Raw genomic sequence first — 24,834 nt, 5'->3', positions numbered from 1 at the left:
GCAGTTGGAAAATGTATTCTAAGCAGATCGCCCCCGGCAGCCGCAAGGCTGCCGGGGGCGATATTTCGGTTTATGTCAATCTGGCAATGTCTAGCGAACGAGATGCCGGGTAAGGCGTCGTTCGAGGAAATCCCAAATGTGTCTCAAACATTCGACGATCAGCAGATAGATGACCGCTGCCCAAAGATAAGTCTGGAAATCGAATGTCCGTGAATAAGCACGACGTGTTTCGCCCATCAAATCAAGCACTGTGATGATAGCGACGATGGCCGAGCCCTTGATCATCAGGATGATTTCATTGCCGTAAGGGCGCAATGCCACGATAAGCGCCTGCGGAAGAATGACCTTCCAGAATGTCACGCGCTTCGAAATGCCAAGCGCCGCGGCACCCTCCCACTGGCCCAGTGCCACGCTCTGAATAGCGCCGCGCAGAATTTCAGCCTGATAAGCTGCCGTGTTGAGCGAAAAGGCCAGAATGGCACAATTCCATGCATCACGGAAAAAGACCCAGAGCCCGATGCTTTCAAGGAAAGGACGGAATGTTCCGAAACCGTAATAAATAAGGAATGTCTGCGCCAGCAGCGGTGTGCCACGGAAGAAATAGACGTAACCGAAGGCAAGTCCGCGCAGCCACCGGTTGCTGGACATGCGTGCGGCCGTAATCGGCAGTGAGAGCAGGGCACCTATGACGATCGATACGGCGACCAGTTTCAGCGTTATCAGAAGCCCGGACCAGTAGCGTGGGCCATAGGTTTCGAACAGATCGATACGCCACGCATTGTAAAGATAGATCGCAAGGCCAGCGAAGAGAAGAAACCAGAGTGCGACGATGATGTGGCCGGCAATGCGCATGCCCGTCCATTGCTTCACCACCGGTGGCGGAGCCATCACTTCGCCTGCAGCGTTGGAAACAGTTTGGCTCATATCATGCACCTCGCGAACGATTGGAGCCTGCATCGGCCCATCGGGCAATGCGGTCGATGAAGTAGGAGGAGATGATTGCGAGAACCAGATAGAGCAGGCAAGCTATGCCGAAGAACAGAAACGGTTCTTTGGTCACGCGTGCCGCAATGGAGGTCTGCCGCAGGATATCGGACAGGGTGATGACCGAAACCAGCGATGTGTCCTTGAGCAGCACCAGCCATAGATTGGCAAGGCCGGGCAATGCGATGCGGATGAGCTGCGGCAGGATCACCTTGCGCATGGTCTGCCAATGCGACAGTCCAACTGCATAACCGCCTTCATATTGCCCGCGCGGGATCGCCCGGAACGCTGAAAGGAAGACTTCGCTCGAATAGGACGAGAAGACGAAGCCCAGCGCTACCATACCAGCGCCGAACGCATTGATTTCGACATTGGCCTCGATGCCGAACATGCTCAAAAGCCGCTGCAGCCCAAGCGAGGCACCGAAATAAACAAGGAAGAGCGTGAGAAGCTCAGGCAGTCCGCGAAAGATTGTGGTGTAGATGTTTGATGCCAGCCGTATCGATGGTTCGCTGGACTGTTTGCCGATGGCTACCAGAAACCCCAAAGCAAGACCGACTGGAAGCGTCGCCAGAGCCAGCGAGACAGTTACCAGAAGCCCCCAAGCAATACTTGCGCCCCAACCATCGGGACCGAAACTCAACAAAGTGGCGTAATGTTCCATGCGCCTATTCTTTTTTTCCTAAAGGCATTCGCCCAGTTCTTATCGCCTGCAAGGTCTTGCGCAGCGAGGTGTGTGCGGCAGCCCGTACAAAATGTTTTGCGCCGATTTGCGGAAAGCAAACCGGCGCATATGTGTCAGCATTGATTAATTTTCGGCACCATAGGCATCAAAGTCAAAGTACTTGTCGTTGATTTCCTTGTACTTGCCGTTTGCGCGGATCGCCTTGATGGCTGCGTTGAACTTTTCAACCAATTCCGGGCGACCCTTCTTGAACGCTACGCCAGCGCCCGGGCCATGGATTTCGATAACCGGTGGGAAAGTGCCGACCATCTTGCAGCAGGCGCCATCTGGTGACTTCAGCCATTCGGCCAGCGTCACACTGTCGTCATTGACGGCGTCGAGACGACCGTTGGCGAGATCGAGACGGTATTCCTCCGCGGTCGGATAAGCCTTGATCGTGCTGTCGGTAAAGGTTTTTTCCGAATAGTTCGAGTGTGTGGTGGAAACCTGAACGCCGATGGTTTTGCCAGCGAGATCTTCCTTGGTCACGCCCTTGATGTCGGTGTCCTTCGGAGCGGCGATGCCGGGAGGTGTGTTGTAATACTTGTTGGAGAAGTCGACCTGCTTCTTGCGCTCATCCGTGATGGACATGGAGGCGATGAAGGCATCGAACTTGCCTGCCTGAAGTGCAGGAATAGCGCCGTCCCATTCCTGGGTGACGAATTCGCACTGTGCCTTCATTTCATCGCAGAGCGCCTTGGCGATATCAACGTCAAAGCCTGAGAGGGTGCCGTCCGGCTTGATGAAGTTGAAGGGAGGATAGGCGCCTTCGGTGCCGATTTTGAGCTTGAGTGGTTCTTCCGCATTTGCAACGCCAGCAGTCATGCTGCCAATCGTGATCGCCAGTGCTGCAACTGATGCTGCAGCGGCTATACGCTTCAATACGCGCATTTTTAGTCCTCTCGTTTGTTCTGGCTGGTTCCCTGATTATTTCTTCTGGTTCAGCCGCTTAAGGGGTAGTCACGACCGTGAAACTTTAAATTGCACGTTTGGTAGCGGATTCCCCCCGCCGCTACCAATAGATGGTTGAGCCGATCATGCGCAATATTTTTTCGCACTCAGGTTGTCGCCATCCGTTCTAGCGACGATATTCCCACCATTTCGAGATGGTTGGCAAGATGTTCAACGCAATTAAATTGTGTGTCTATAACGGGAAATTCTCGGTGTTTTCTGCAATATTCCGCTACTATATGGCGAACCGTATCGTTTATATGCCATATTTTAGAGAATTTCTTAGATAGCCATCTCACGTTCGATGAAATCAGCTATCTTATCAATATCATTGATGCCAAACACGGGCACTTTTTCACCGGGCTGGGGCTGATCACTGGCAATCGCAACGATTGTCGGGTCGTCGACAGAGAGAGCTGGTCCTTCATGCCCTCCTTCGCGGCGCAACTCGATTTTCTTGTGCGTCTCGCGTTTGTATCCTTCGACCAGAACCAGATCACAGGGTGCCAGTTTGGCCGCGATTTCCCAGAGCGAAGGCTCTTCTTCGCCAAGGCCCTCATGCATGATCGCGTAACGCTGCGACGAGACGATAGCGACTTCCGCGGCACCCGCTTTTCGATGACGCCAGGAATCGGTGCCTTCATGATCGATATCGAAATTATGATGGGCATGCTTGATCGTGGCGATACGGTATCCACGCGCGGTAAGGTGTGAGACCAGACGTTCGGTCATCGTCGTCTTGCCGGAGTTTTTCCAGCCGGTGATGCCGAACAGCTTCTGATTCATTCCATTACCTCAGCCAGTTTCTGCGCTGCCAAAAGATCGTCGGGCCGGTTGATATTGAAGAACGGATCATATGTTTCCGGGCTATCGCCAGCGAAGGCAAGCGGAAAATCAAGTGTCTCGAACCCGATATGTTCAGCGAATGCGAAAACGCTCGCCCTGTTTGTGTTTGCGAGCCAGACGGAGAGTTCATCCTTCAGCCCGGTTTCCCATAGTCCGAAAATCGGATGGACGCGGCCAAGGGAGCTGGCGAGAACAACCCGTGCCCCGGTTTCGTTCCGACGCGAGAGAAGGCGCTCAGCAATATCATGAGGCAGGAATGGCGTATCGGCGGCTGTCGTCAGCAGGAGTGAAGTTCCCCGCACCTGCGTCAGCGCGGTCAGAATGCCCACCAGCGGACCGCCATGTTCGGCTGGCAGGTCCTTGATCACCGGCACGCCGAGATCAATCAGGCGGGGATCATCGCTATTCGCATTGATCACAAGGCTTTCGACCTGCGGTTTGATCCGCCTGACGACATGGGAAATGATAGTGCCGGTGTTTCCAAGCGGCTGAAGGAATTTGTCACCAGCGACGCCACCTTCCTGCATACGGCTGGAAAGTCCACCAGCGATGATGGCCCCGGCAATCATGAAGGCTCCACGCCGGTCGGAATTGTTGCAAGCGTACTTTTGTTGCGTTTCCGCTTCTTCAATACGTTCTCGCGATAAACCATGTAGACACCACTCCCGACTACCAGAACCGATCCAGCAATCGTATACATGTCGGGCGCTTCGCCGAAAATCAAAGTGCTGAGACCTATTGCCCAAAGAAGACTGGAATAGCGGAACGGCGAAACAAACGATACTTCACCTTCACGCATCGCCAGAATGATGAAGTGATACCCCACGAGAAGCAGAATGGCAGCAATGGCGATGGCGCCGATTGTAACAGTACCGACAGGCTGCCATCCGCCCATAGGAACTGTCAGTGCGCCACCTGTCAGCATTATCGCGCCCGCCGTCAGTGTGGATAAATAAAGGGTCGGCACGTGTGCAGGCACGCGGCGCGTGGCGATATCGCGTGTGGCGGCAAAACATACACTGGCAAGAAGCACGGCGATGGCGGCAAAGCTCGCAGCTCCGTCCGTTCCGGGCCGGATGATGATAAGGACCCCGATGAAGCCGACCAATATGCATGACCAGCGGCGCCAGCCCACTCTCTCTTTCAGGAAGAGTGCAGCGCCCAGTGTCACGACGAGCGGCGTTGCCTGAAAAACTGCCGAACAGAACGCCTGGGAGAGATGACCGAGGGAATAAATGTAAGTGACGGTGGCCACGACTTCGCTCGCAACACGCAGGATCGTCATCTTTTCAAGCGACAGGCCGCGCAGTGCACCATGTCGCCAGGCCAGAAAACCGATGAGCACCGTCGCGAATATACCCCGGATCAGCATATATTGTCCGCTGTTCATCTCGGTCAGGAGGTATTTTGTGATCGTATCGCCGATGGTGAAGGTGCCCATGGCGAGAAGCATGAAAATACTTGCACGAAAGTTTGCTGACTGCGGCACGATACAGAATCCAGTTTAGGATTCCATACCGTTTTAAAGTCAATCTCGCGACAATTATTTCAGCTTGTCGGCTTTTTTAAGTATAAGCCGATCAGCCGCCGGTAAGACTCATATGGCGTGCCACAGCAGGGCGATTGTGATCGCGGTCGATGATGAAGTCATGACCTTTGGGCTTGCGCGAAATGGCTTCGTCGATAGCCTGGCTGAGCAGCAGATCGTTTTCACTTTCCCGCAAGGCTTTGCGTAGGTCAGCATCGTCGTTCTGGCCGAGGCACATATAGAGCATGCCGGTGCAGGTAAGCCGAACGCGATTGCAGCTTTCGCAGAAATTATGGGTCATCGGTGTGATGAAACCGAGCCGTCCGCCTGTTTCGGCAATCGTCACATAACGGGCAGGGCCGCCCGTGCGGTAAGGGATATCGGAAAGCGTGAACTGTTGCGACAGATCCTCGCGTAGCTGTGAAAGTGGCAGATACTGGTCGGTACGGTCGAACTCGATCTCGCCCATCGGCATTGTCTCGATGAGCGTCATGTCCATGCCGCGACCATGGGCCCAGCGTATCAGCTCGGGAATTTCGCGGTCGTTGAAATCCTTCAACGCGACTGCATTGATCTTGACGTGGATACCGGCGCGCTGGGCTGCTTCTATGCCCTCGAGAACGCGAGGGAGATCGCCCCAGCGGGTAATCCCATGGAACTTTTGGGGATCGAGCGTGTCCAGCGAGACATTGATGCGCCGCACACCGCACTCTGCCAGTTCGTCGGCAAAGCGTGAAAGTTGCGATCCATTCGTGGTCAGAGTCAATTCATCGAGCGCGCCTGATTTCAGATGGCGCGACAACTGCCGGATCAGGTGCATGATATTCTTGCGCACCAAAGGCTCGCCACCGGTCAGGCGCAGCTTCCTGACACCCTTTTCGATAAAGGCGGTGCAGAGCCGATCCAGTTCCTCAAGCGTCAGCAAATCCTTTTTGGGCAGGAACGTCATATGTTCCGCCATGCAATAGGTGCAGCGGAAATCACAACGATCCGTCACTGAAACGCGAAGATAGGTAATGGCACGCCCGAAAGGATCGATCATGGGTCCATTCGGGGAAACAAGTGGCCGGGCTTGGTTTGTGTGCATCATTAAGCCGTTGTTTCCACATGATGCAGAGGGATATCCGCATCGTTTATCTAGAAATAGGATCTGCGGGCTCCATTGTCCAGTTTCGCGCGCGTGAAGCTCTTTCAATAATGGCGGTAACTATTGCGATATTTTAGCGCGGGGCCTATCAAAAGCTGGCAAAGAACCAAGCTGGAGAATGGTGATGAGTGACGTCTGGCCGACTGAATTGCGTGTTTCGCATGACCGCAGGCTGCTGACTGTGGCGTTCGACGATGGCCAGAAATTCGAACTGACCGCAGAATTGCTGCGAGTCTTGTCGCCTTCAGCGGAAGTGCAGGGGCATTCGCCGGAACAGCGCGTGACTGTTGGCGGCAAGCGCAATGTCGAAATCATGAAGATGGAACCCGTCGGCAACTACGCCGTCCGCATCACTTTCGATGATATGCACGACACCGGCCTGTTCTCGTGGACCTACCTCCACAAGCTCGGCACCGAAAAGGACGCGCTGTGGCAAACCTATCTCGATGAGCTTGCCCAGAAGGGCCTGAAGCGGGATCGCTGATCCGGCTTCCAGCCTATTCCTTTTCCAGCATTTCGGATATGCGCCGCATCACATCGCCCATCGAATTGCATTGCGCGGTTGTCGATTGCGCCATGACGCGATCGATCAGTTCTGTATAGACCGTCAGCGCATGTCCCAAAAGCTTTTCGCCCTTTGTGGTCAGCGTCAGCCGCATCACGCGCTTGTCTGCCGGGTCGCCTTCGCGCACCAGCAAGCCGCGCTTCTCAAGCTTCGGCAACAGCATTGTGATGTTGGAACGTCCGACGAGAATGCGACGTGCAAGATCGTGTTGGGATTCGCCCGGATGGCGATAAATATTCATCAGTACATCGAGGTCGGCGATCTTGAGATCAAAGGCCGACAGCCCCTGGGCGAGGGCGCGTTCCACCGCCTTGCCGGCACGCGCAACGGCGATCCAGTTCTTGAAACGCGGGTTGTCCCACGGCAGCTTCGAAGTCTTGTCTTGCATTTTGTTCATTCTTGTACAATTATTTGTTCATGATTGAACATAATTGAGGCCCTGTCATGACATCGTTTTCTTTGCAGGTTACGCGATTCGGCCTGGGTGTGCTTGGGCGCATTGATGCCGATAAGGCAGGCCGCGCCGCGTTCAGGATTTTCTGCCGAACGCCAAGCCGCAAACCGAAGACCAAGGCTTATGCAGCGCGGCTTCAACGGGCGAGCAAAGATCTGAATCAAGCAAAACGGCTTGATCTGATTATCGATCGCGGGCTTGTCGCGACTTATCTGTTCGAGCCCGATACTTATGTGGGAAGAACATCGCTCGTGGTCCATGGCTGGGGATCACGCACAGCAGATATGATGACGATCATTCGCGAGCTTGTCGCGCGTGGCGAGCGGGTTGTTTCCATCGATCTGCCGGGGCATGGCGCATCGTCTGGCCGCACCCTCAACATGATACAGGCAATCGCTGCCGTCGATGTAGCCTGGCGCCAGTATGGCCCGTTCGATGCAATGATCGGTCATTCCTTCGGCGGCGCGGTCATCGTCAATGCGGCCGCGGGCTCTCTTGGCTGTTATCGGTCGCACCGTCCGGCAAAGCTGGTGACGATTGCTTCACCGCATTCGATGGCAGGTGTGTTCGACGGTTTCGGAAAAGTGCTTGGGCTGGGTCGGGATGTGCGCAATGCAATGAAGGAACAGGTACGTTATCTCGCAGCGCGTCCGATCACTGACTTCGACACCGACGTGCATTTGCGCCGCATGACGATTCCGACGCTCGTCATCCATGCTCATGACGATAAGGAAGTGCCCGCCATCTGTGCGGAAATGGCCGGTAAGGCAGGCTCTCATGTCAAGGTGCACTGGGCGGATGGCCTCGGACATCGCCGCATCATCGCAAGTGCCGAAGTGGCATCGCTGGTGGCGGATTATCTTGATGATGCCCCAAGGTTAAGGCTGGTTGCCTGACTTCCCTTGCGGGCAAACCAGTTTCTCCCAGCCTGCCATCGCCCCCAGTGCCGTTGCGGTGAGGTCGTCTCGCGTTCCGCCGTCGCGCGCGAGAATGGACATGCCGTTTTGAACCGTTGCGTAAAAGGTTGCGATCGCCTCACAATTAACGGATGCGGCAATGTCGCCCTCTCGAATACTGCGTTCAAGCCGCTTTTTCAGGATTTCGATATTGGACTGACGGCGATTGCGCAGCATCGCGCAGACGTTTTCGCTCGAATGCGTTCGATGCAGCGCATCGAGCGCGATCATGCAGCCGCGCGGCACGGAGTCCTGACAGTAGGAGTCTATCGTCGCGAACAGGAACTTCTCGAAAGCTTCACGGACATCGGGCGTTTCATCCAGTGTCGACCAGATTTCAATGCCGACTTCACCGGCATAGAGGGCAAGGGCCTCCAGATAGAGCCCTTCCTTGCTTCCGAAGGCTGCATAGAGACTGGGAGCATTGATGCCCATGGCGGTCGTCAGATCGGCCAGCGACGATCCATCGAAACCTTTTTCCCAGAATATGAACATTGCAGCACGGAGGGCTGTTTCGCGGTCGAATCTGCGGGGGCGTCCTTTTTCTGCCACGTCTGAACCTTTCTGTATCGATCATTAAATAAATCGCTTGACGGTTCTACGCAAGCCTGTCAGCAATTATGTATCAATCGATACAGAAAGGAAATGGCATGCCATCTGAATCTCTGAACGGAAAGGTTGCCTTCGTTACCGGCGGAAGTCGCGGCATTGGTGCAGCAATTGCGCACCGGCTCGCAAAAGATGGCGCAGCAGTTGTCGTCACCTATGTGAACGGCAAGGAAAAAGCCGACGCCGTGGTTTCCGAAATTGTAGCAAACGGCGGCAAGGCGCTGGCACTGAAGGCCGACAATCGCGACGCCGATCAGATCGCCGCTGCGATCGAGAAAACAGTCAAGGATTTCGGCCGTCTTGATATACTGGTCAACAGCGCCGGCATCTGGCATGCGGCCCCACTCGAAGAGGTGACGCTTGCCGACTTTGATGATGTGATGGCTGTGAACTTCCGCGCTGTCTTTGCCGCCGTTTCCGCAGCCGCTTCGCATCTCGGCGCTGGCGGGCGCGTTATCACCATCGGCTCTAATCTCGCCGAAAGCGTGCCGTGGCCAGGTATCAGTCTTTATGCGGCAAGTAAGGCGGCTCTGATCGGTTTGACGAAAGGTCTGGCGCGCGATCTCGGTCCGAAAGGCGTCACGGTCAATGTCGTACAGCCCGGCTCCACCGATACGGACATGAATCCGGCGGCTGGCGAGCATGCCGAACAGCAACGTGAACTTATCGCAACTGGCAGCTTCGGTTCACCTGACGATATCGCAAGCCTGGTTGCCTGGCTTGCCAGCGCCGAGGGGCGCTTCGTATCGGGAGCTTCGCTCACCATCGATGGCGGCACAAACGCCTGAAACTAAAAGGGCGGCTCGCGCCGCCCTTTGTTTTTTAACCCAGATTGAGTTCCTTGAAGAAATCATTACCCTTGCCGTCGATGACGATGAAGGCCGGGAAATCTTCCACTTCGATACGCCAGATCGCTTCCATACCGAGTTCCGGATATTCAACGACTTCGACCTTCTTGATGCAATCCTGTGCCAGACGGGCAGCCGGACCGCCGATGGAACCCAGATAGAACCCGCCATGCTGACCGCAGGCTTCGCGCACCTGACGCGAACGGTTGCCCTTTGCGAGCATGACCATCGAACCACCAAATGACTGGAACTGGTCCACATAGGAATCCATGCGGCCCGCCGTGGTCGGTCCGAAAGAGCCGGAGGCATAACCTGCAGGCGTCTTGGCCGGACCGGCATAATAGATCGGGTGGTTCTTGAAGTAATCCGGCATGGCTTCGCCGTTTTCAAGCCGCTCGCGAATCTTGGCATGTGCCAGATCGCGCGCCACGATGATCGGACCGGAGAGCGACAGACGCGTCTTGACCGGATGCTTCGACAGTTCCTTGAGAATGTCCTGCATCGGCTGGTTGAGGTCGATCTTGACCACGTGCGACGACAGCTTTTCTTCGTCGATATCCGGCATGTATTTGGCCGGATTGGTTTCCAGCTTTTCAAGAAAGATACCGTCCTTGGTGATCTTGCCCTTGGCCTGACGATCCGCAGAGCAGGAAACGCCGATGCCGATCGGCAGCGAAGCGCCGTGGCGCGGCAGACGAATGACGCGGACGTCATGGCAGAAATATTTGCCGCCGAACTGCGCGCCTACGCCGAGAGACTGCGTCAGTTTGTGGATTTCGGCTTCCATTTCGAGGTCGCGAAAAGCATGGCCGGTTTCGGAACCCTTTGTCGGGAGGCTGTCCAGATAACGTGTCGAGGCGAGCTTGACCGTCTTCAGGTTCATTTCAGCCGAAGTGCCGCCGATGACGATTGCCAGATGATATGGCGGGCAGGCGGCTGTGCCGAGGCTCAGGATCTTGTCCTTGAGGAAGTCGATCATGCGGTCGTGCGTCAGCAGCGACGGTGTGCCCTGATAGAGAAACGTCTTGTTGGCCGAGCCGCCGCCCTTGGCAACGAAAAGGAATTTGTAGGCGTCTTCGCCTTCTTCGTAGATATCGATCTGGGCGGGCAGATTGTTCTTGGTGTTCTTCTCCTCGAACATCGAAAGAGGCGCAAGCTGCGAATAACGCAGGTTCTTCTTGTTATAGGCATCGAGAACGCCAGCACCCAGAGCATCGGCATCGCCGCCTTCGGTCCAGACGCGACGACCCTTCTTACCCATGATGATCGCCGTGCCGGTATCCTGACACATGGGCAGTACGCCGCCAGCGGCGATATTGGCATTTTTCAGGAGGTCGTAAGCGACGAAACGGTCATTGTCCGTCGCTTCCGGATCTTCGAGAATATGGGCAAGCTGTTGCAGATGACCGGGGCGCAGCAGATGGTTGATGTCGGCAAAAGCCGTTTCCGAAAGCAGGCGAAGCCCTTCCGGATCTACGGTCAGGACTTCCTGCCCCTTGAAACTATCGACAGAGACATGATCGGAAGTCAGCTTGCGGTAGGGGGTGTCGTCTTCACCAAGAGGAAAAAGATCGGCGGCGCTTGCTTCTGCCATCGTGGTACCTCGCTTGCTTGCCAGTTGCGCCTGCCGGACAACGTCATCGTTTCCGGACTGCGCGATAACAGGTTGATCGAAGCTCCGAGGACGGGCATCGGAGCCATAGTCTGCGGGGCTTTTAGCGCGATGTGGAGGGGATGCCACTGCGTCACTTTGTTCATTTGGGTCTTCCGGCAGATCTCCCCGGAAGATGCCTCAAACAATTGTGATAAACGCAAAACAGAAAATTGCTTCAGAAAACATTAGCGTTAAAAGTTTCTAAACGAGATTCATAAATTCTGTGCGCGAGATTCGGACGGTTTCGCTTTTTAGCGAACGCATCAACTTTGGCGGTTTGAAATGCAGTTTTCCAAACACTCGCAGATGGATGAGAAGAGCATCGCTGGGCGCGGACTGAATATCCGTCGCGCGGCTGCACTGGCTCTGGCAGCTTCGGTGTTTCTCCCGGCGGCACAGGCTCAGGCCGCAAACTCGCTGCTGGAACTCTTCCAGCAGCGTCGACAGCAGCAGGCGCAGCCTGTCCAGCCGCAGGTAGCCCCTCCTACGGCACCCGTTGCTCCCAACACCGTTTCTGCCCCTCGTGCCGCCGTGCGCAGCCTTCCGCCAGCCCAGCGCGTGACGGTCAAGGGACCGCAGATTTACGACTATAAACCAGATACTCTGGTCAACATCGACTTCAGCGCGCTCGATATGCAGGTGACGGCGGCAACCGAGCCGGCCACTGTCGATCCACTGACATCCGGCATGTCGCCGATCCGTCCTCAAGTGCGCGATGAAACGCCGGGCGAGCGCGCATTCGATGCGGCGACGGATTATCTGAAATCCATCAACGTCAAAGCCGAGAAAGAAATCGCCCAGGCGATTGTGGATTATTATTCACATCAGCGCTCGTTCATCTGGTCTGCCGATGACAAGGTGCTTGATCGCGCCAAGAATGTCGCGGCCTTCTTTGCCCGCGCCGATGAAGACGGGCTCAACCCCGATGAATATGCAGTCACGATTCCGGCTGACAATTTCGACGCTACCGCCGAATCCGAGCGCCAGCAGAAGCTCGCCGAGTTTGAAATTCGCATGTCCGCCCGCGCGTTGCGCTATGCCATCGACGCAGGCGAGGGGCGTGTGATCGCCGACCGCCTCAGCGGCTTCCACGATCTGCCACGCGACCGCGTCGATCCGAAGACTGTCCTGGAACGGCTGGCCTCGGAAAGCGATCCGGCCGCCTATCTGCATGGTTTCCAGCCGAACAATGCGCAATATACGGCATTGAAGCGCGAACTGGCGAATACCGAGCCGCCGTCTGCAGAACCTATCCGCATCTCGCTGAATGGCATCATCAAGCCGGGCGATACCAATGACCAGCTCAGCAAGATCGTCGCCCTGATTGCGAGACATGCGCCTGCCAGTTACCTGGCAGAGCACAAGCAAGTGTTGGATACGCATGCAAACGGCGATGTCTACGACCCGGAACTCGTCGCGGCGATCAAGGATTACCAGAAGCTTTCCGGCGGCGCACCTGACGGCGTCATCGGTCGCAATACTCTTTCCGCCCTTCAAGGCGAGCAAACTTCTATCAAGCGCGACCGTATCCTTTATTCCATGGAGCGCCTGCGCTGGCTGCCCCATGATCTTGGCACGCGTTACGTCATGGTTAACCAGCCCGCCTACCGCGCAGAATATTTCGAGGACGGAAAAGAAAAGCTGGCCATGAATGTGGTTATCGGCTCTCCGACCCACCAGACCTACTTCTTCTACAACAAGGTGCAGACGGTCGTTTTCAATCCGTCATGGGGTGTACCGCGTTCGATCATCCTGAACGAAATGCTGCCCAAGGTCATGCGCGATACGAGCTACCTCGATCGCAATGGCTACGAAGTTTATGCGGGCGGCAAGAAGATTTCGGCCAGTGCCGTTAACTGGAGCGCGGTTGCTGCGGGCAAAGCCCATGTCGGCATCCGTCAGAAACCGAGTCTCGACAATGCTCTTGGCGAGCTCAAGATATTGTTTCCAAACACGCATGATATCTACATGCATGACACCCCGGCCAAATCCTATTTCAGCCGTGACATGCGCGCGTTGAGCCACGGCTGCATTCGTCTGGAGCGACCACGCGACATGGCGGCGGCTGTTCTGGGAACATCCGTGACGGATCTCGAAAAATATTTCGGCAAGAACGAACGAGGCATCAAGGTCAAGGACCCCGTGCCAGTCTACATTTCCTATTTCACGGCATGGCCGGAAGCGGATGGAAAAGTTCACTATTACGGCGATGTCTACGACCGTGATTCCGGATTGCAGAAAGCTTTCGACAAGACTGCAGGTTCGCGTCTCGCAGCTCTCTGAAATCCTTTCCATATCGATGTAGAACGGCAATCATTCATCAAGTGATTGCCGTTCTTGTTTGATCCGTAGCTTTTGTTCGAATGATTTGAAATCTCTATGGGAACAGGCTCGCGAGACGCTTGACTCATGCAGCCGCAGGCCAGTATATCCGCACCACCTTGATTGAGCATGGCTCATCGGGCGTGTAGCTCAGCGGGAGAGCACTCCCTTCACACGGGAGGGGTCACAGGTTCAATCCCTGTCACGCCCACCATTAAATCCTTTTTCCATAGAAATAATTTGTGCGGTCTATTTCATTCGCCGGATATGCGTCGTCTCCGCCGCAGTTCTTGTTCATTCTTATCCCGCAGGATCAGACCGTTCATATCTCCAAAGCATGACACATGCGGCGATCACTACCGCAGACGTCAACACGCCTATGACAATAGAAAAGAGGATCATAGCATTACCCCTGCCACCTAATTTTTTTGATTGGGCGTGAGAATGACCGAGGAAAACAACTTCGTCAGGTCTGCAATGACGAATCAACATCCCGTGCATTTGAATTGACGAGTCACGCATTGACGCCTTCCCGTGGAAGGTATGCCATGACCAGCACCCATTCTGATGGTGCTTGCTGATAGTATCGGCTATTAGCGCCGGTTTCGGCACAAGCATTGTTGTAAAACTATGGTGGTCTCCAGTCCATGTTTCCAGCGACTGAAACAGTGACCAATCGGTCGCGTTTCTTCTTATGATGTAACACCAGCTTGCGCTGTGGCTTTAGGTGGACGAAAACCTGTTCGAATTTGGCTGGTTCCGGCAGGCTTGGCTTGTTGTCACGGTTGTCTTCACTATCTATAGCCCGGAAAGTAGTGTGGATGACGGTGAGAATGATGAGTTTGGATGCCTATAGTTCGATGACAGAAACGAAGCCTTTTTCGGTTCCTGCAAATGAAGTCGAACGACTGGAAAGCGTCCGCAGTCTGGTTTCAGTGACGAGCCTTGGGCTGCCTGAACTGGATACGCTTGTATCGCTTGTGAAAGATGTTTTTGGCGTCAGCACAGCTGCTCTCAACATCGTCGACGAGGACTGGCAGCGCGTTGCTGCCAATGCGGGCGAAAAGGTCAGTAGCTGTCCGCGCGAGCTGACCGCGTGCACGTTTGTCGTGGAAAGCGGCAAACTTTTCGTCATCGAAAACATGGTCGAAAACGACTTCTTCTGCGCAATGCCCTATGTGACCGGCGAACCGCGTTTCCGCTTCTATGCAGGTGCGCCGGTCTCTATAGAGAACGGGTTAATCGTAGGCTCCTTATGCATTCTCGATAATGCGCCCAGACAGCTTTCTGATACAGAGCGCACCAAGCTCGAGGACTTTGCCCGCGTTGCAAGTGGATTGTTGCGCCTGCAGAAGACGAACAAATTTCTTAACGATGATTCCACCGCTCTCAAACGCCTCGCACTGACAGACCGGTTGACCAAGCTTTATAACCGCGGGGCACTGACCGAACTCGCCGTTCCGCTGATCGAAAAAGCGTTGCAGCAGGGCAAACCCATTGGTGCCCTGCTGATCGATCTCGATCGGTTCAAGGCAGTCAATGATACTTACGGTCATTTGATGGGCGACACGCTTCTGATTGAGGCGGCACGACGTCTGCGCTCTGCATTGAGGGAAACCGATATTCCAGTGCGTGTGGGCGGTGACGAATTTGCCGTCATTCTTCCCGATGACGACTGCCGGGAAAATATAGAGTTAGTTGCAGGAAAGGTTGTCGAAGCTTTTCGCGAGCCCTTTGTCATTCACGGCGTCAATCTTGATGTCTCGGCAAGCGTCGGCGCTGTTCTCGCACCGCGCGACGGCTCATCGCCCGAGGCGCTGGCCCGCAATGCGGATATCGCGCTCTATGCAGCGAAAGGCAAAGGACGAAATTGCTATAGCATTTTCAGTGAAAATCGGGACAATATATAATAAAAACAAATAGTTATAATGTTTTTCACGATTCCAGTTCAACCATATTAGAGCATTTCCAGCAAAAGTGCGAAGCGGTTTTGCGTCGGATAATGCGTGAAAACAAATAGATAGAGCGGTTCCGACGATTCCATTTAAACCGGAACCGCCCTAGAAGGCCCGGACTGTCGAACAGTCCGGGCCTTCATGTCCTTACGTCCAGTCGTCAATCGAGGACGTAGCAAGCCTTGGCCTTGCCGCGTGCCGGATCGCCGAATGCGCGGTTATCACACCGAACGCCATTGCGGAAGACGCCTTCCGTGAACCGGCCATTTGCGCCATAGCGGACGCGCTTGCGACCGTAGAAATCGCAGAATCCACCTTCCTTGGCGCAGCGACTCCAATCGCGATCATTGTCGTCATACCGGTCGGGGCGACCGGGGCGATCAGGACGGCCTGGCCGATCCGGCCTGTCCCAACGATCCTGTACGACGAAGGAGCAGCTTTTCTTTTTGCCGGGCGCCGGATCACCGAAGACCCTGTTCGAGCAGGTAACCTGCGGTCGGTCGATGAAGCGCGACGTATTCTGTCCGCCTGTTCCATAGACCACTTCAGCCGGATAAGGCAGTTGGCAGACCCCATTTTCGCTTGCGCAGCGCTGCAACTGGGCTGCAGATGCCTGCGTAACAAATGGACCGAAGGCGGTCACAAAGCCACCAAGACATAATGAAGCAACAGTCGTTTTGAGTGCAGGTATCATGATGATTCCCTCTGATATAGATGAAATATGCTTTAGTTCCGATATCTTGAATAGAGGATGAATGCGTAACCCGTAAAAAGCTGCAAGGCTGCAACATCCAATCGAAATTTGCGAATGTTCACGAAGCCGAACTTGTGTGGGGTCGACAATCGTTTCCTGCTCTGGTTTGCTTGCAGTCGGAGTGAGTATCCGAAATGCGTCATCTACCTTTCAGTTTCAAATCGATCGTCATTATTCTGGTGGCTATGATTGCTGCCGGGTTTTATGTCGGCCACAAAACGAAGGAAGTGCGCGAGACGTCGCTCATTCAACGTACCGTTCCTGCGGAAGCCGACATATAATCCCGGCTTAAGGCAGCTTCCTTTCCTGTAGATTTCATGAAATGAGAGTGAAGCACTCACGTTCACTCTTCGGAAGGCTGCACCCATGCACGGCGAATACAAAGTCCACGGCGGAAAACTTGTCGTTGTCGATCTGGAGGTTCGTGACGGTCGTCTGAGCGATGTGCAGGTGGCGGGTGATTTCTTCCTTGAGCCTGATGAGGCTCTGGAGGATATCCGCAACGCTATCGATGGTCTTTCGGCCGATGCGTCGTCGGAGCAGATTGCCGATGCGGTGAGGGCAGGCCTGCGGCCCGACGCCATGATGCTCGGCTTCAGCCCGGAAGCGATTGCGATTGCCGTCCGGCGTGCCTTGGGTGTTGCGCGCACATGGCGGGACTTTGAATGGCAGATAGTTGAAATGCCTGCTGTTTCACCCGCCATGCATCTCGCGCTGGACGAGGTTCTGGCGCAGGAAGTTGCCGCAGGACGTCGCGCGCCGACATTGCGCTTCTGGGAATGGGAACGCCCGGCAATCATCATCGGCGCGTTCCAGTCACTGCGCAACGAAGTCGATATGGAAGCAACACGGGAATTCGGTGTCGAAACCGTCCGTCGCGTTACCGGCGGCGGCGCCATGTTCGTGGAGCCAGGCAGCACCATCACCTATTCGCTCTATGCGCCCGGCGAGCTGGTGCGTGACATGAGTTTTGCCGATTCCTATGCATTTCTGGACGATTGGGTGCTGAAAGCACTCAATTCGCTCGGCATCGACGCTTTCTACAAGCCACTCAACGACATTTCGAGTTCCAAGGGCAAGATCGGCGGCGCGGCGCAAAAACGCTTTTCCAGGGGAACTGTCCTCCATCACGTCACCATGGCCTATGACATGGATGCCGAGAAAATGGTGAAGGTTCTACGCATCGGGCGCGAAAAGCTGAGCGACAAGGGCACGGCAAGCGCAGTCAAGCGCGTTGATCCGGTGCGCAGCCAGACCGGACTGCCACGCGAAGAAGTTATCAAGCGTATGAAGGACACTTTTGTGTCGTTGAATGGCGGTGTGAGCAGCAAGATTACGCCGGAAGAATATGCGGCTGCGGAAAAGCTTGTGGTCGAAAAATTCTCGACCCGGCAATGGCTGCACAACATTCCATGACTTGAACGGCGCTGTTCAATCGCGAAGCGGGGTGACTTGCCGGTGCCGCCGTGGCATAGGGAGGCCGCAACGCGATCCCCTTACACTCCACACCATCTTGCAAAGTCCTCCCGTTCCATGATCCGCATCGACAATATCAGCAAGTCCAACAGCCACCGCATTCTCTTTATCGAGGCTTCCGCCGCTTTGAACCGTGGCGAAAAGATCGGCCTTGTCGGTCCCAATGGTGCAGGCAAAACGACCCTGTTTCGCATGATTACCGGCGATGAACAGCCGGATGAAGGGCAGGTCGGCGTCGAAAAGGGCGTGACAGTCGGTTATTTCGACCAGAATGTCGGTGAGATGGGTGGTCGATCCGCCGTTGCGGAAGTGATGGAAGGTGCGGGCCCTGTCAGCGTGGTTGCAGCAGAACTCCGCGAGCTGGAAGCCGCAATGGTCGATCCGGACCGCATGGACGAGATGGACGCGATTATTGAACGCTACGGTGAAGTGCAGGCGCGCTACGAGGAGCTCGATGGCTATGGTCTGGATGGCCGTGCACGCGAGGTTCTGGCAGGTCTCAGCTTCTCGCAGGAAATGATGGATGGCGATGTCGGCAAGCTCTCCGGCGGCTGGAAAATGCGTGTCGCGCTGGGGCGTATTCTGCTGATGCGCCCGGACGTAATGCTGCTCGACGAACCGAGCAACCATCTGGATCTCGAAAGCCTCATCTGGCTGGAAGCATTTCTCAAGAACTATGACGGCGCGTTGCTGATGACCTCGCACGACCGCGAGTTCATGAATCGCATCGTGACCAAGATCATTGAAATCGACGGTGGCTCGCTCACAACCTATTCCGGCGATTATGCCTTCTATGAGGGCCAGCGGGCGCTGAATGAAAAGCAGCAGCAGGCCCAGTTCGAACGCCAGCAGGCCATGCTTGCCAAGGAAATCAAGTTCATCGAGCGCTTCAAGGCGCGCGCTTCCCATGCTTCTCAGGTACAAAGCCGTGTAAAGAAGCTGGAGAAAATCGACCGCGTGGAACCGCCACGCCGCCGTCAGACGGTCGCCTTCGATTTCGCACCCGCGCCGCGTTCGGGTGAAGACGTCGTCAGCTTCAAGGGCGTGCACAAAACCTATGGAAGCCGCACGATCTATGACGGTTTGGATTTCATGGTTCGCCGTCGCGAACGCTGGTGCATCATGGGCATCAACGGTGCGGGAAAATCGACGCTGCTGAAACTGGTTGCAGGGGCTGCTGAGCCGGACAAGGGCAACGTCAATATCGGCGCCAGCGTCAAGCTCGGCTATTTTGCACAGCATGCGATGGATGTGCTCGACGGCGACGCAACGATACTGGAATGGCTGGAAGAGCGTTTTCCAAAGGCAGGCCAAGCGCCGCTTCGCGCTCTCTCTGGCTGCTTTGGATTTTCCGGCGACGATATCGAAAAGAAATGCCGTGTGCTGTCGGGCGGCGAAAAGGCGCGTCTGGTCATGGCGGCAATGCTGTTCGATCCGCCGAATTTCCTCGTTCTTGACGAACCGACCAACCATCTTGATCTCGATACGAAGGAAATGCTCATCAAGGCGCTGGCTTCCTATGAGGGCACAATGCTGTTCGTATCGCACGATCGGCATTTCCTTGGCGCGTTGTCGAACCGCGTTCTGGAACTGACGCCGGACGGCATTCATCAATATGGCGGTGGTTATACGGAATATGTGGAGCGCACGGGGCAGGAGGCTCCGGGGTTGCGTTCGTAACGTGTTTGTTCTGGCACGCATCTTAGCCGGAAACCGTTTCACACTTTTCGGGATGTGCTTTAACGGCAAAATTTGCGTCGCTTAATCAAAATAAGCCATTGATGCACATGCGCGGTTCAGTTAGAAACGCGCATGAAAAGGCTTCGAGCCTTCCGGCGATGCACCCGTAGCTCAGCTGGATAGAGTGCTGCCCTCCGAAGGCAGAGGTCACAGGTTCGAATCCTGTCGGGTGCGCCATTTATTTCGATATCGCCGTTAGCCATGCTGCTCATTTGGGGCAACATCTGGCCGTGTTGCAGCCGCCGTTGACGACGTGGTAAAGATATCCAATCCGGCTGCGCCATCCGCCTTTTGCATCGAATATGACTCGAAGTGTACCGAAGACCGGGAAAGACGAAATATTTCTTTGCTTCAACTGCGTTGGTGTACCCATTTGGAGAACCGTTATGCTGAGAAATTTATCGGTCGCGGCGATCAGTATTCTGATGCTCGCAAGCTTCGAGCATTCAGCGTCTGGCGCCTCTATCGGCGCGGGCAACCCCTATCCTGTCAGCGAATATACATGCGAGGATGGCACACATCTGGCAGTGCGTCTTTTCGGTGATCGTGCTTCGGTATCCGTCAACGGGGCCGCTGCTGTCGATCTGCCCGCCATGGGCCAGGAAGGAACCACCTATTCGAACGGCAGGCAAACACTGACCATCGTGCAAGGACGTCTATCCTGGGGCGTTGGCCGAGCCGTTCCTTCCGCATGTACCGGCGGCTGAGCGTTTCGTTTCGCTGCCTGTCTGAAGCGCATCCTCAACTGCTTCACCTTTCTTGAAAAGACGTTGTGCAAGCTCTGTAGAACCATCTATTGATGATGATGGGGGAGAAATCATAACGAGTCGGCACTTCGCAATGACGATTGTGAATCTTCCCCTTTGCAAGGGCTGAACCGGAAGACCAATTCTGGAACCAGTCAAACTAAAATGGGAGGACTTGGAATGCGCGTTTTAAAGCGTATCGCTGTGGCAGCTTCGATTGTGGGGATCGTGGCCACGACGGGTGGTTTGGCAATTGGCACTGCAAATGCCGACGAGCCGCTGAAACTTGTAATCGGAACAGAAGGCGCATATCCGCCGTTCAATTTCACCAATCCTGATGGCTCGTTGTCGGGCTTCGATGTCGATATCGCAAGAGCGCTTTGCGAGGAAATGAAAGCCGAGTGCACATTCATTACCCAGGAGTGGGATGGCACCATTCCGGCACTGCAAGCCGGCAAATTCGACGCTTATGTTTCTTCCATGTCGATCACGGACGAGCGCAAGAAGCAGGTCGACTTCTCCAACAAATACTACAACACACCTCCCGGCATTGCGGTGCCCAAGGATAGCGATATCAAGGGTGTGACCAAGGAAGACCTTGCCGGCAAGACGATCGGTGTTCAGGTGTCTACGACACACGCAAATTATGCCGAACACGCTTTCACCGACAGCACGATCAAGGCCTATCCGACAGCCGAAGAATATCGGCTTGATATGGCCAATGGCCGCCTTGATGCCGTCAACGACGACAGTGTAACGCTGAGCGAGTGGCTGAAGACGCCGGATGGCGCCTGCTGCAAGATGGTCGGCACCTATCCGTCGGATGACAATATCCATGGCGTCGGCGTCGGCGTTGCCTTGAAGAAGGGCCGTCCAGAACTGGTTGAAAAGTTCAACAATGCCATCAAGGCAATCCGCGCGAACGGCAAGTACAAGGAAGTCAACGACAAGTATTTTGATTTCGACGCCTACGGCGCTGAAAACTGACCAGACAAGAAGGAAAAGGCTGGTTCGCATCGAGCGAACCAGCACAGCCTTGCCAGGCTCTCGAATCTTTTCAGAATACTGAATATCTCATCGCCGCCCAATTCGGGCGGCTTAGAGCGCGCTTCGATCTGATTGAATCAGATCGCTGCCCTAAGTGTTTGTTTTAACGCACATCTTTTCCCAAAGCCGTTTCACACTTTTCGGGATGTGCTCTAACTTTTAAGAAAGCTCGTGAAGGTGTCCGGTTGTTCAGGCGTAAAACCAAGGGAACGATAGTTCGACAGATAGTGTAAAACCATCACAACGGGCGGAATAGAAATTTATATATTTACCGGTTATTTGTTGGCATTGAGAATTTTGCTGTCAGCAAGGAGAATGTCTGATCTTCCAGCGCAAGGAGGTCAAGATGTATTGGATATTGTGCCTGACTGCTTGGGGCACCATATTTGCTGCAACTTCTTCATTTTATTGCCGGGACATTCCGCTGTTATCTTACGCCGCCTCGAACGGGTGTATTTGCGATAAGAACCGCCAGCCGGTTTCGATCTGTCTGGATATCTGTCAGTGGACGAACTGAGATTATTTGAGCAATGTAACAGGCACGGGAGTTCAAATGCGGCCAGACAATCTCGTCATTCGTGCGGTTGAAGCCACAGATGCCGAAGGCCTCACCGGTTTGCAAAACATGCCGGGATTCCGGTTCGGTACATTACGCACCCCGTTCCAACGCCTCGATATCACGAAGAAATGGCTGGAGTCGCTCGGTCCGGAAGCAACGGTAATCGTTGCCACTATCAATGAAGTGATTGTTGGAAATGCTGCCTTGGTGCGACACAGAGGACGACGGAGCCATGCAGCAGATATCATATTAGGCATACATGACGATCATGTCGGCAAGGGTATCGGCACAGCACTGATGAGCGAGCTGATCGATGTCGCCGACAACTGGCTCGGTCTGAAGCGGCTTGAACTGACCGTTTATGTCGATAATGCCGCCGCAATCCGGCTCTATGAGAAGTTCGGTTTCGTTTCGGAAGGTCTTCGGAAAAAAGATGCCTTCAGAGCCGGTGCGTTTGTCGACTCACTGGCGATGGCCAGGCTCAATTTCTGAAGTATTTCTCTCGAAATTGAGAGCCGTATGTGAGCCTGTAGGGCTGATCGCTGGACGTCCGAACCGCCTCCGAGCGCGAGTTGTTCTTCATCAACAGCTCAGTTCGAAACAAACGTTGCATTTTCGCCACAATGCGTTGCATAGATGCAACGGTATTGGGTAACATGGTTAACATGAACACGGCGAGTCTGACGGCGGACATGAACAGCGAGACACAATCATCGCAAGGCGGCGAAGGGCGCAGGCTTCTGGCGCTTCCGGGCATTATCACTGTTGTTTCAGCGCTTATTACTGCGTCGGCTTCCTTTGCCATTCTGATTGGCATCACGCCTATCACGCCGGACCGGACCGTCACGCTGACATTGGTCATCATCAATGTCGCGCTGATCCTGTTCCTTATTCTGCTGATCTGCCGCGAAGTCTATCGCATCATCATGGCGCGGCGGCTTGGAAAAGCCGCTTCGCGCCTGCATGTCCGTATCGTAGCGCTGTTTTCGCTGATCGCGGCGGTGCCCGCTATCGTGGTCGCCATCGTGGCCTCAGTAACGCTCAATCTCGGTCTGGATCGCTGGTTCGATACCAATACACGCGATATTGTGAGTTCATCGCAGAGCCTGACGACCGCCTATATTCGGGAAACCGCACTCAATCTGCAAAGCACGTCCTATTCGATGTTGCAGGATCTGGACGGGCAACGCACTGTTTACAGTCTCGATCGCCAAAGATTTATTGATACGATGACGCTGCAGGCACGCGGTCGCGGTCTGCTTGGCGCGTTTCTGGTGCGCGAAAACGGTGATGTGGTCGTAAAGAGCAACACCGGTGTTGAAGGTCATTTGCCTCCACCGACGGAAGATGCGTTGAAAACGGCTCTGGACGGCAAGCCGGTTATCATTCCTCCAGGAAACAGTAATTTCGTCGGCGCCATCATCAAGATGCGCGAGATACCTGATGTCTATCTTTATACTGTTCGGGCTGTGGATTCGCAGATTATCGACGCCATGCGCCTGATGGAAGCCAACACCCAGCGCTATCAGGACATGGACGCGAACCGCATTCCGACACAGATCGCGTTCGCACTGCTCTATTTCGGCCTGACGCTGATTGTCCTGCTTTCGGCGATTTGGACCGGTATTGCCGTCGCTGACCGGCTGGTTCGCCCGATCCGACTGCTGATCGGAGCGTCGGATGACGTGGCGGCGGGCAATCTCGACGTCTCGGTGCCTGTGCGGACTTCGGATGGCGACGTTGGTGCTTTGTCCGGTACTTTCAACAACATGGTCGCGGAACTTAAGAGCCAGCGTAACGAACTGATTTCAGCCAAGGACCAGATCGATGAGCGCCGCCGTTTCTCCGAAGCCGTGCTTTCGGGGGTGACGGCAGGCGTCATTGGTATCGAAACGGACGGCTGTATTTCCATTCTGAACCGTTCCGCAGAGCATATGTTCGGGGTCACATCGGAAGATGCTGTCGGCAAGAATCTCACCAGTATCGCGCCTGAGATCGGGCAGGCTTTCGAGGTCACCCGTTCAACGGGGCGCGCCGTACACCGTGAGCAGGTCAGCATGACCCGTGGTGGGGTGGCCCGCACCTTCAATGTGCAGGTGACTGTCGAAGATACGGAATCCGAAGATCATTCCTATGTGGTGACGGTGGATGACATCACCGATCTGGTGCAGGCGCAGCGCTCGTCCGCCTGGGCGGATGTCGCACGCCGCATTGCGCATGAGATCAAGAATCCGCTTACGCCGATCCAGCTTTCCGCAGAACGCATTCGTCGCCGTTACGGCAAGGTGATTACCGAGGATCGTGAAGTTTTCGACCAGTGCACGGATACGATCATTCGCCAGGTGGGCGATATCGGGCGCATGGTCGATGAATTTTCGGCTTTTGCCCGCATGCCGAAGCCGGAAATGCGGCTTATGGATATGCGCGAGGCATTGCGCGAAGCCTCTTTCCTGATTGAAGTCAGCCGCAGCGATATCCGGTTCCAGAATGATTTTGGGACAGAAAAGCTGGTTGGTTCCTTTGACAGCCGCCTGATCGGGCAGGCGTTTGGCAATGTCATCAAGAATGCCAGTGAAGCCATTGACGGACTTCCGAAGGAAGATCGCGATGAGGGACACATTCTTATTCGTTCTTATCAGGCGGATGGGCATCTGGTTGTCGATATCATCGACAATGGCAAGGGCTTACCGGGTGACGATCGCCAGAAGCTGCTCGAACCCTACATGACGACGCGGGAGAAGGGCACTGGTCTTGGTCTCGCGATTGTCCGCAAGATCGTTGAGGATCATGGCGGGCATCTGGAATTGCATGACGCGCCTCCGGACTTCCATGGAGGACGGGGCGCGATGATACGTATGGTCTTTCCGCAAGCGCCTGCCGACGAGGTGGGCGTGAGCACGGGACCTGCCAGCCAAGCTGGCACGAATACGGAAAATGACGAAAAGAACAGAGCTGGACAGGTGATTTGA

Annotated in this window: 23 protein-coding genes and 2 tRNA genes; 14 read left to right on the top strand and 11 right to left on the bottom strand. The window is 55.0% G+C overall.

Translation table 11 applies throughout. The features are described from left to right. Positions 1-90: 90 nt before the first annotated feature. The 7 genes from FIB18_RS03865 to moaA all read right to left on the bottom strand — a co-directional run bounded on the left by FIB18_RS03865 (position 91) and on the right by moaA (position 6,075). Entirely contained in the window at positions 91-924 is an 834-nt protein-coding gene (locus FIB18_RS03865; protein WP_140019521.1) for an ABC transporter permease, read from the bottom strand. Between the two features lies 1 nt (position 925). Beyond that, entirely contained in the window at positions 926-1,648 is a 723-nt protein-coding gene (locus FIB18_RS03860; protein ID WP_140019520.1) for an ABC transporter permease, read from the bottom strand. Positions 1,649-1,792: 144 nt separating this feature from the next. Further along, positions 1,793-2,599 (bottom strand): ABC transporter substrate-binding protein, encoded by an 807-nt coding sequence (locus FIB18_RS03855; RefSeq protein ID WP_140019519.1) that lies wholly within the window; start codon positions 2,597-2,599, stop codon positions 1,793-1,795. Between the two features lie 342 nt (positions 2,600-2,941). Then, entirely contained in the window at positions 2,942-3,445 is a 504-nt protein-coding gene (gene mobB / locus FIB18_RS03850) for a molybdopterin-guanine dinucleotide biosynthesis protein B (protein WP_140019518.1), read from the bottom strand. Further along, complete coding sequence (gene mobA, locus FIB18_RS03845; protein ID WP_140019517.1) at positions 3,442-4,074, bottom strand: molybdenum cofactor guanylyltransferase; 633 nt, start codon at positions 4,072-4,074, stop codon at positions 3,442-3,444. Before mobA ends, mobB begins: the two co-directional genes overlap by 4 nt. Continuing rightward, entirely contained in the window at positions 4,071-4,958 is an 888-nt protein-coding gene (locus tag FIB18_RS03840; RefSeq protein ID WP_140019932.1) for a DMT family transporter, read from the bottom strand. Before FIB18_RS03840 ends, mobA begins: the two co-directional genes overlap by 4 nt. Before the next feature lie 127 nt (positions 4,959-5,085). Then, positions 5,086-6,075: a GTP 3',8-cyclase MoaA gene (gene moaA, locus FIB18_RS03835; protein ID WP_235894831.1), complete on the bottom strand. Its 990-nt coding sequence runs from the start codon at positions 6,073-6,075 to the stop codon at positions 5,086-5,088. A 229-nt stretch (positions 6,076-6,304) separates the two neighbouring features. Here moaA and FIB18_RS03830 point away from each other — a divergent pair, with 229 nt between their 5' ends. Continuing rightward, positions 6,305-6,664, top strand: coding sequence for a gamma-butyrobetaine hydroxylase-like domain-containing protein (locus tag FIB18_RS03830; protein ID WP_140019516.1), 360 nt, complete (start codon positions 6,305-6,307; stop codon positions 6,662-6,664). Between the two features lie 13 nt (positions 6,665-6,677). Here FIB18_RS03830 and FIB18_RS03825 read toward each other — a convergent pair whose 3' ends face one another. Beyond that, positions 6,678-7,142, bottom strand: a complete 465-nt coding sequence (locus tag FIB18_RS03825; RefSeq protein ID WP_140019515.1) for a MarR family winged helix-turn-helix transcriptional regulator — start codon at positions 7,140-7,142, stop codon at positions 6,678-6,680. A gap of 47 nt (positions 7,143-7,189) precedes the next feature. On the opposite strand from FIB18_RS03825, the gene FIB18_RS03820 reads away from it, so the two are divergent. After that, positions 7,190-8,095, top strand: coding sequence for an alpha/beta fold hydrolase (locus FIB18_RS03820; protein ID WP_140019514.1), 906 nt, complete (start codon positions 7,190-7,192; stop codon positions 8,093-8,095). Here FIB18_RS03820 and FIB18_RS03815 read toward each other — a convergent pair. Further along, positions 8,078-8,707 carry a TetR/AcrR family transcriptional regulator gene (locus FIB18_RS03815; protein ID WP_140019513.1) on the bottom strand — a complete coding sequence of 210 codons (630 nt, stop codon included), beginning with the start codon at positions 8,705-8,707 and terminating at the stop codon, positions 8,078-8,080. The genes FIB18_RS03820 and FIB18_RS03815 overlap by 18 nt on opposite strands. Positions 8,708-8,805: 98 nt before the next feature. Here FIB18_RS03815 and FIB18_RS03810 point away from each other — a divergent pair, with 98 nt between their 5' ends. Beyond that, complete coding sequence (locus FIB18_RS03810; RefSeq protein WP_140019512.1) at positions 8,806-9,552, top strand: 3-oxoacyl-ACP reductase family protein; 747 nt, start codon at positions 8,806-8,808, stop codon at positions 9,550-9,552. A gap of 34 nt (positions 9,553-9,586) precedes the next feature. On the opposite strand, the gene FIB18_RS03805 is transcribed toward FIB18_RS03810, so the two are convergent. Continuing rightward, the gene (locus tag FIB18_RS03805; protein ID WP_140019511.1) at positions 9,587-11,206 is read right to left on the bottom strand and encodes a fumarate hydratase; all 1,620 of its coding nucleotides are present in this window, start codon (positions 11,204-11,206) and stop codon (positions 9,587-9,589) included. A 342-nt stretch (positions 11,207-11,548) separates the two neighbouring features. Between FIB18_RS03805 and FIB18_RS03800 the strand changes: the two genes are divergently transcribed. The 3 genes from FIB18_RS03800 to FIB18_RS03790 all read left to right on the top strand — a co-directional run bounded on the left by FIB18_RS03800 (position 11,549) and on the right by FIB18_RS03790 (position 15,498). Continuing rightward, the gene (locus FIB18_RS03800) at positions 11,549-13,549 is read left to right on the top strand and encodes a L,D-transpeptidase family protein (RefSeq protein ID WP_140019510.1); all 2,001 of its coding nucleotides are present in this window, start codon (positions 11,549-11,551) and stop codon (positions 13,547-13,549) included. A gap of 178 nt (positions 13,550-13,727) precedes the next feature. Beyond that, a tRNA-Val gene (locus FIB18_RS03795) sits at positions 13,728-13,802 on the top strand. 646 nt (positions 13,803-14,448) lie between these two features. Beyond that, a complete protein-coding gene (locus FIB18_RS03790; protein WP_235894830.1) occupies positions 14,449-15,498 on the top strand; it encodes a sensor domain-containing diguanylate cyclase in 1,050 nt (349 codons plus the stop codon). Positions 15,499-15,703: 205 nt separating this feature from the next. Here FIB18_RS03790 and FIB18_RS03785 read toward each other — a convergent pair whose 3' ends face one another. Further along, positions 15,704-16,237 (bottom strand): hypothetical protein, encoded by a 534-nt coding sequence (locus FIB18_RS03785; RefSeq protein WP_140019508.1) that lies wholly within the window; start codon positions 16,235-16,237, stop codon positions 15,704-15,706. 194 nt (positions 16,238-16,431) lie between these two features. Here FIB18_RS03785 and FIB18_RS24755 point away from each other — a divergent pair, with 194 nt between their 5' ends. The 8 genes from FIB18_RS24755 (at position 16,432) to FIB18_RS03750 (ending at position 24,834) form a co-directional block, all read left to right on the top strand. Continuing rightward, entirely contained in the window at positions 16,432-16,578 is a 147-nt protein-coding gene (locus FIB18_RS24755) for a hypothetical protein (RefSeq protein WP_158295689.1), read from the top strand. A gap of 85 nt (positions 16,579-16,663) precedes the next feature. Further along, positions 16,664-17,713, top strand: a complete 1,050-nt coding sequence (locus FIB18_RS03780) for a lipoate--protein ligase family protein (RefSeq protein WP_140019507.1) — start codon at positions 16,664-16,666, stop codon at positions 17,711-17,713. 117 nt (positions 17,714-17,830) lie between these two features. After that, a complete protein-coding gene (locus FIB18_RS03775) occupies positions 17,831-19,453 on the top strand; it encodes an ABC-F family ATP-binding cassette domain-containing protein (protein WP_140019506.1) in 1,623 nt (540 codons plus the stop codon). A 160-nt stretch (positions 19,454-19,613) separates the two neighbouring features. Further along, a tRNA-Arg gene (locus FIB18_RS03770) sits at positions 19,614-19,690 on the top strand. A 209-nt stretch (positions 19,691-19,899) separates the two neighbouring features. Continuing rightward, positions 19,900-20,220 (top strand): hypothetical protein, encoded by a 321-nt coding sequence (locus FIB18_RS03765; RefSeq protein ID WP_235894829.1) that lies wholly within the window; start codon positions 19,900-19,902, stop codon positions 20,218-20,220. Positions 20,221-20,439: 219 nt separating this feature from the next. Then, positions 20,440-21,246 carry an ABC transporter substrate-binding protein gene (locus FIB18_RS03760; protein WP_235894828.1) on the top strand — a complete coding sequence of 269 codons (807 nt, stop codon included), beginning with the start codon at positions 20,440-20,442 and terminating at the stop codon, positions 21,244-21,246. A 613-nt stretch (positions 21,247-21,859) separates the two neighbouring features. Further along, positions 21,860-22,357: a GNAT family N-acetyltransferase gene (locus FIB18_RS03755; protein ID WP_140019505.1), complete on the top strand. Its 498-nt coding sequence runs from the start codon at positions 21,860-21,862 to the stop codon at positions 22,355-22,357. A gap of 131 nt (positions 22,358-22,488) precedes the next feature. Beyond that, positions 22,489-24,834 carry a sensor histidine kinase NtrY-like gene (locus tag FIB18_RS03750; protein ID WP_140019504.1) on the top strand — a complete coding sequence of 782 codons (2,346 nt, stop codon included), beginning with the start codon at positions 22,489-22,491 and terminating at the stop codon, positions 24,832-24,834.

Source organism: Brucella pecoris, from assembly GCF_006376675.1.
GTDB classification, from domain to species: domain Bacteria; phylum Pseudomonadota; class Alphaproteobacteria; order Rhizobiales; family Rhizobiaceae; genus Brucella; species Brucella pecoris.
This window is presented reverse-complemented; position numbering and strand designations above follow the sequence as displayed.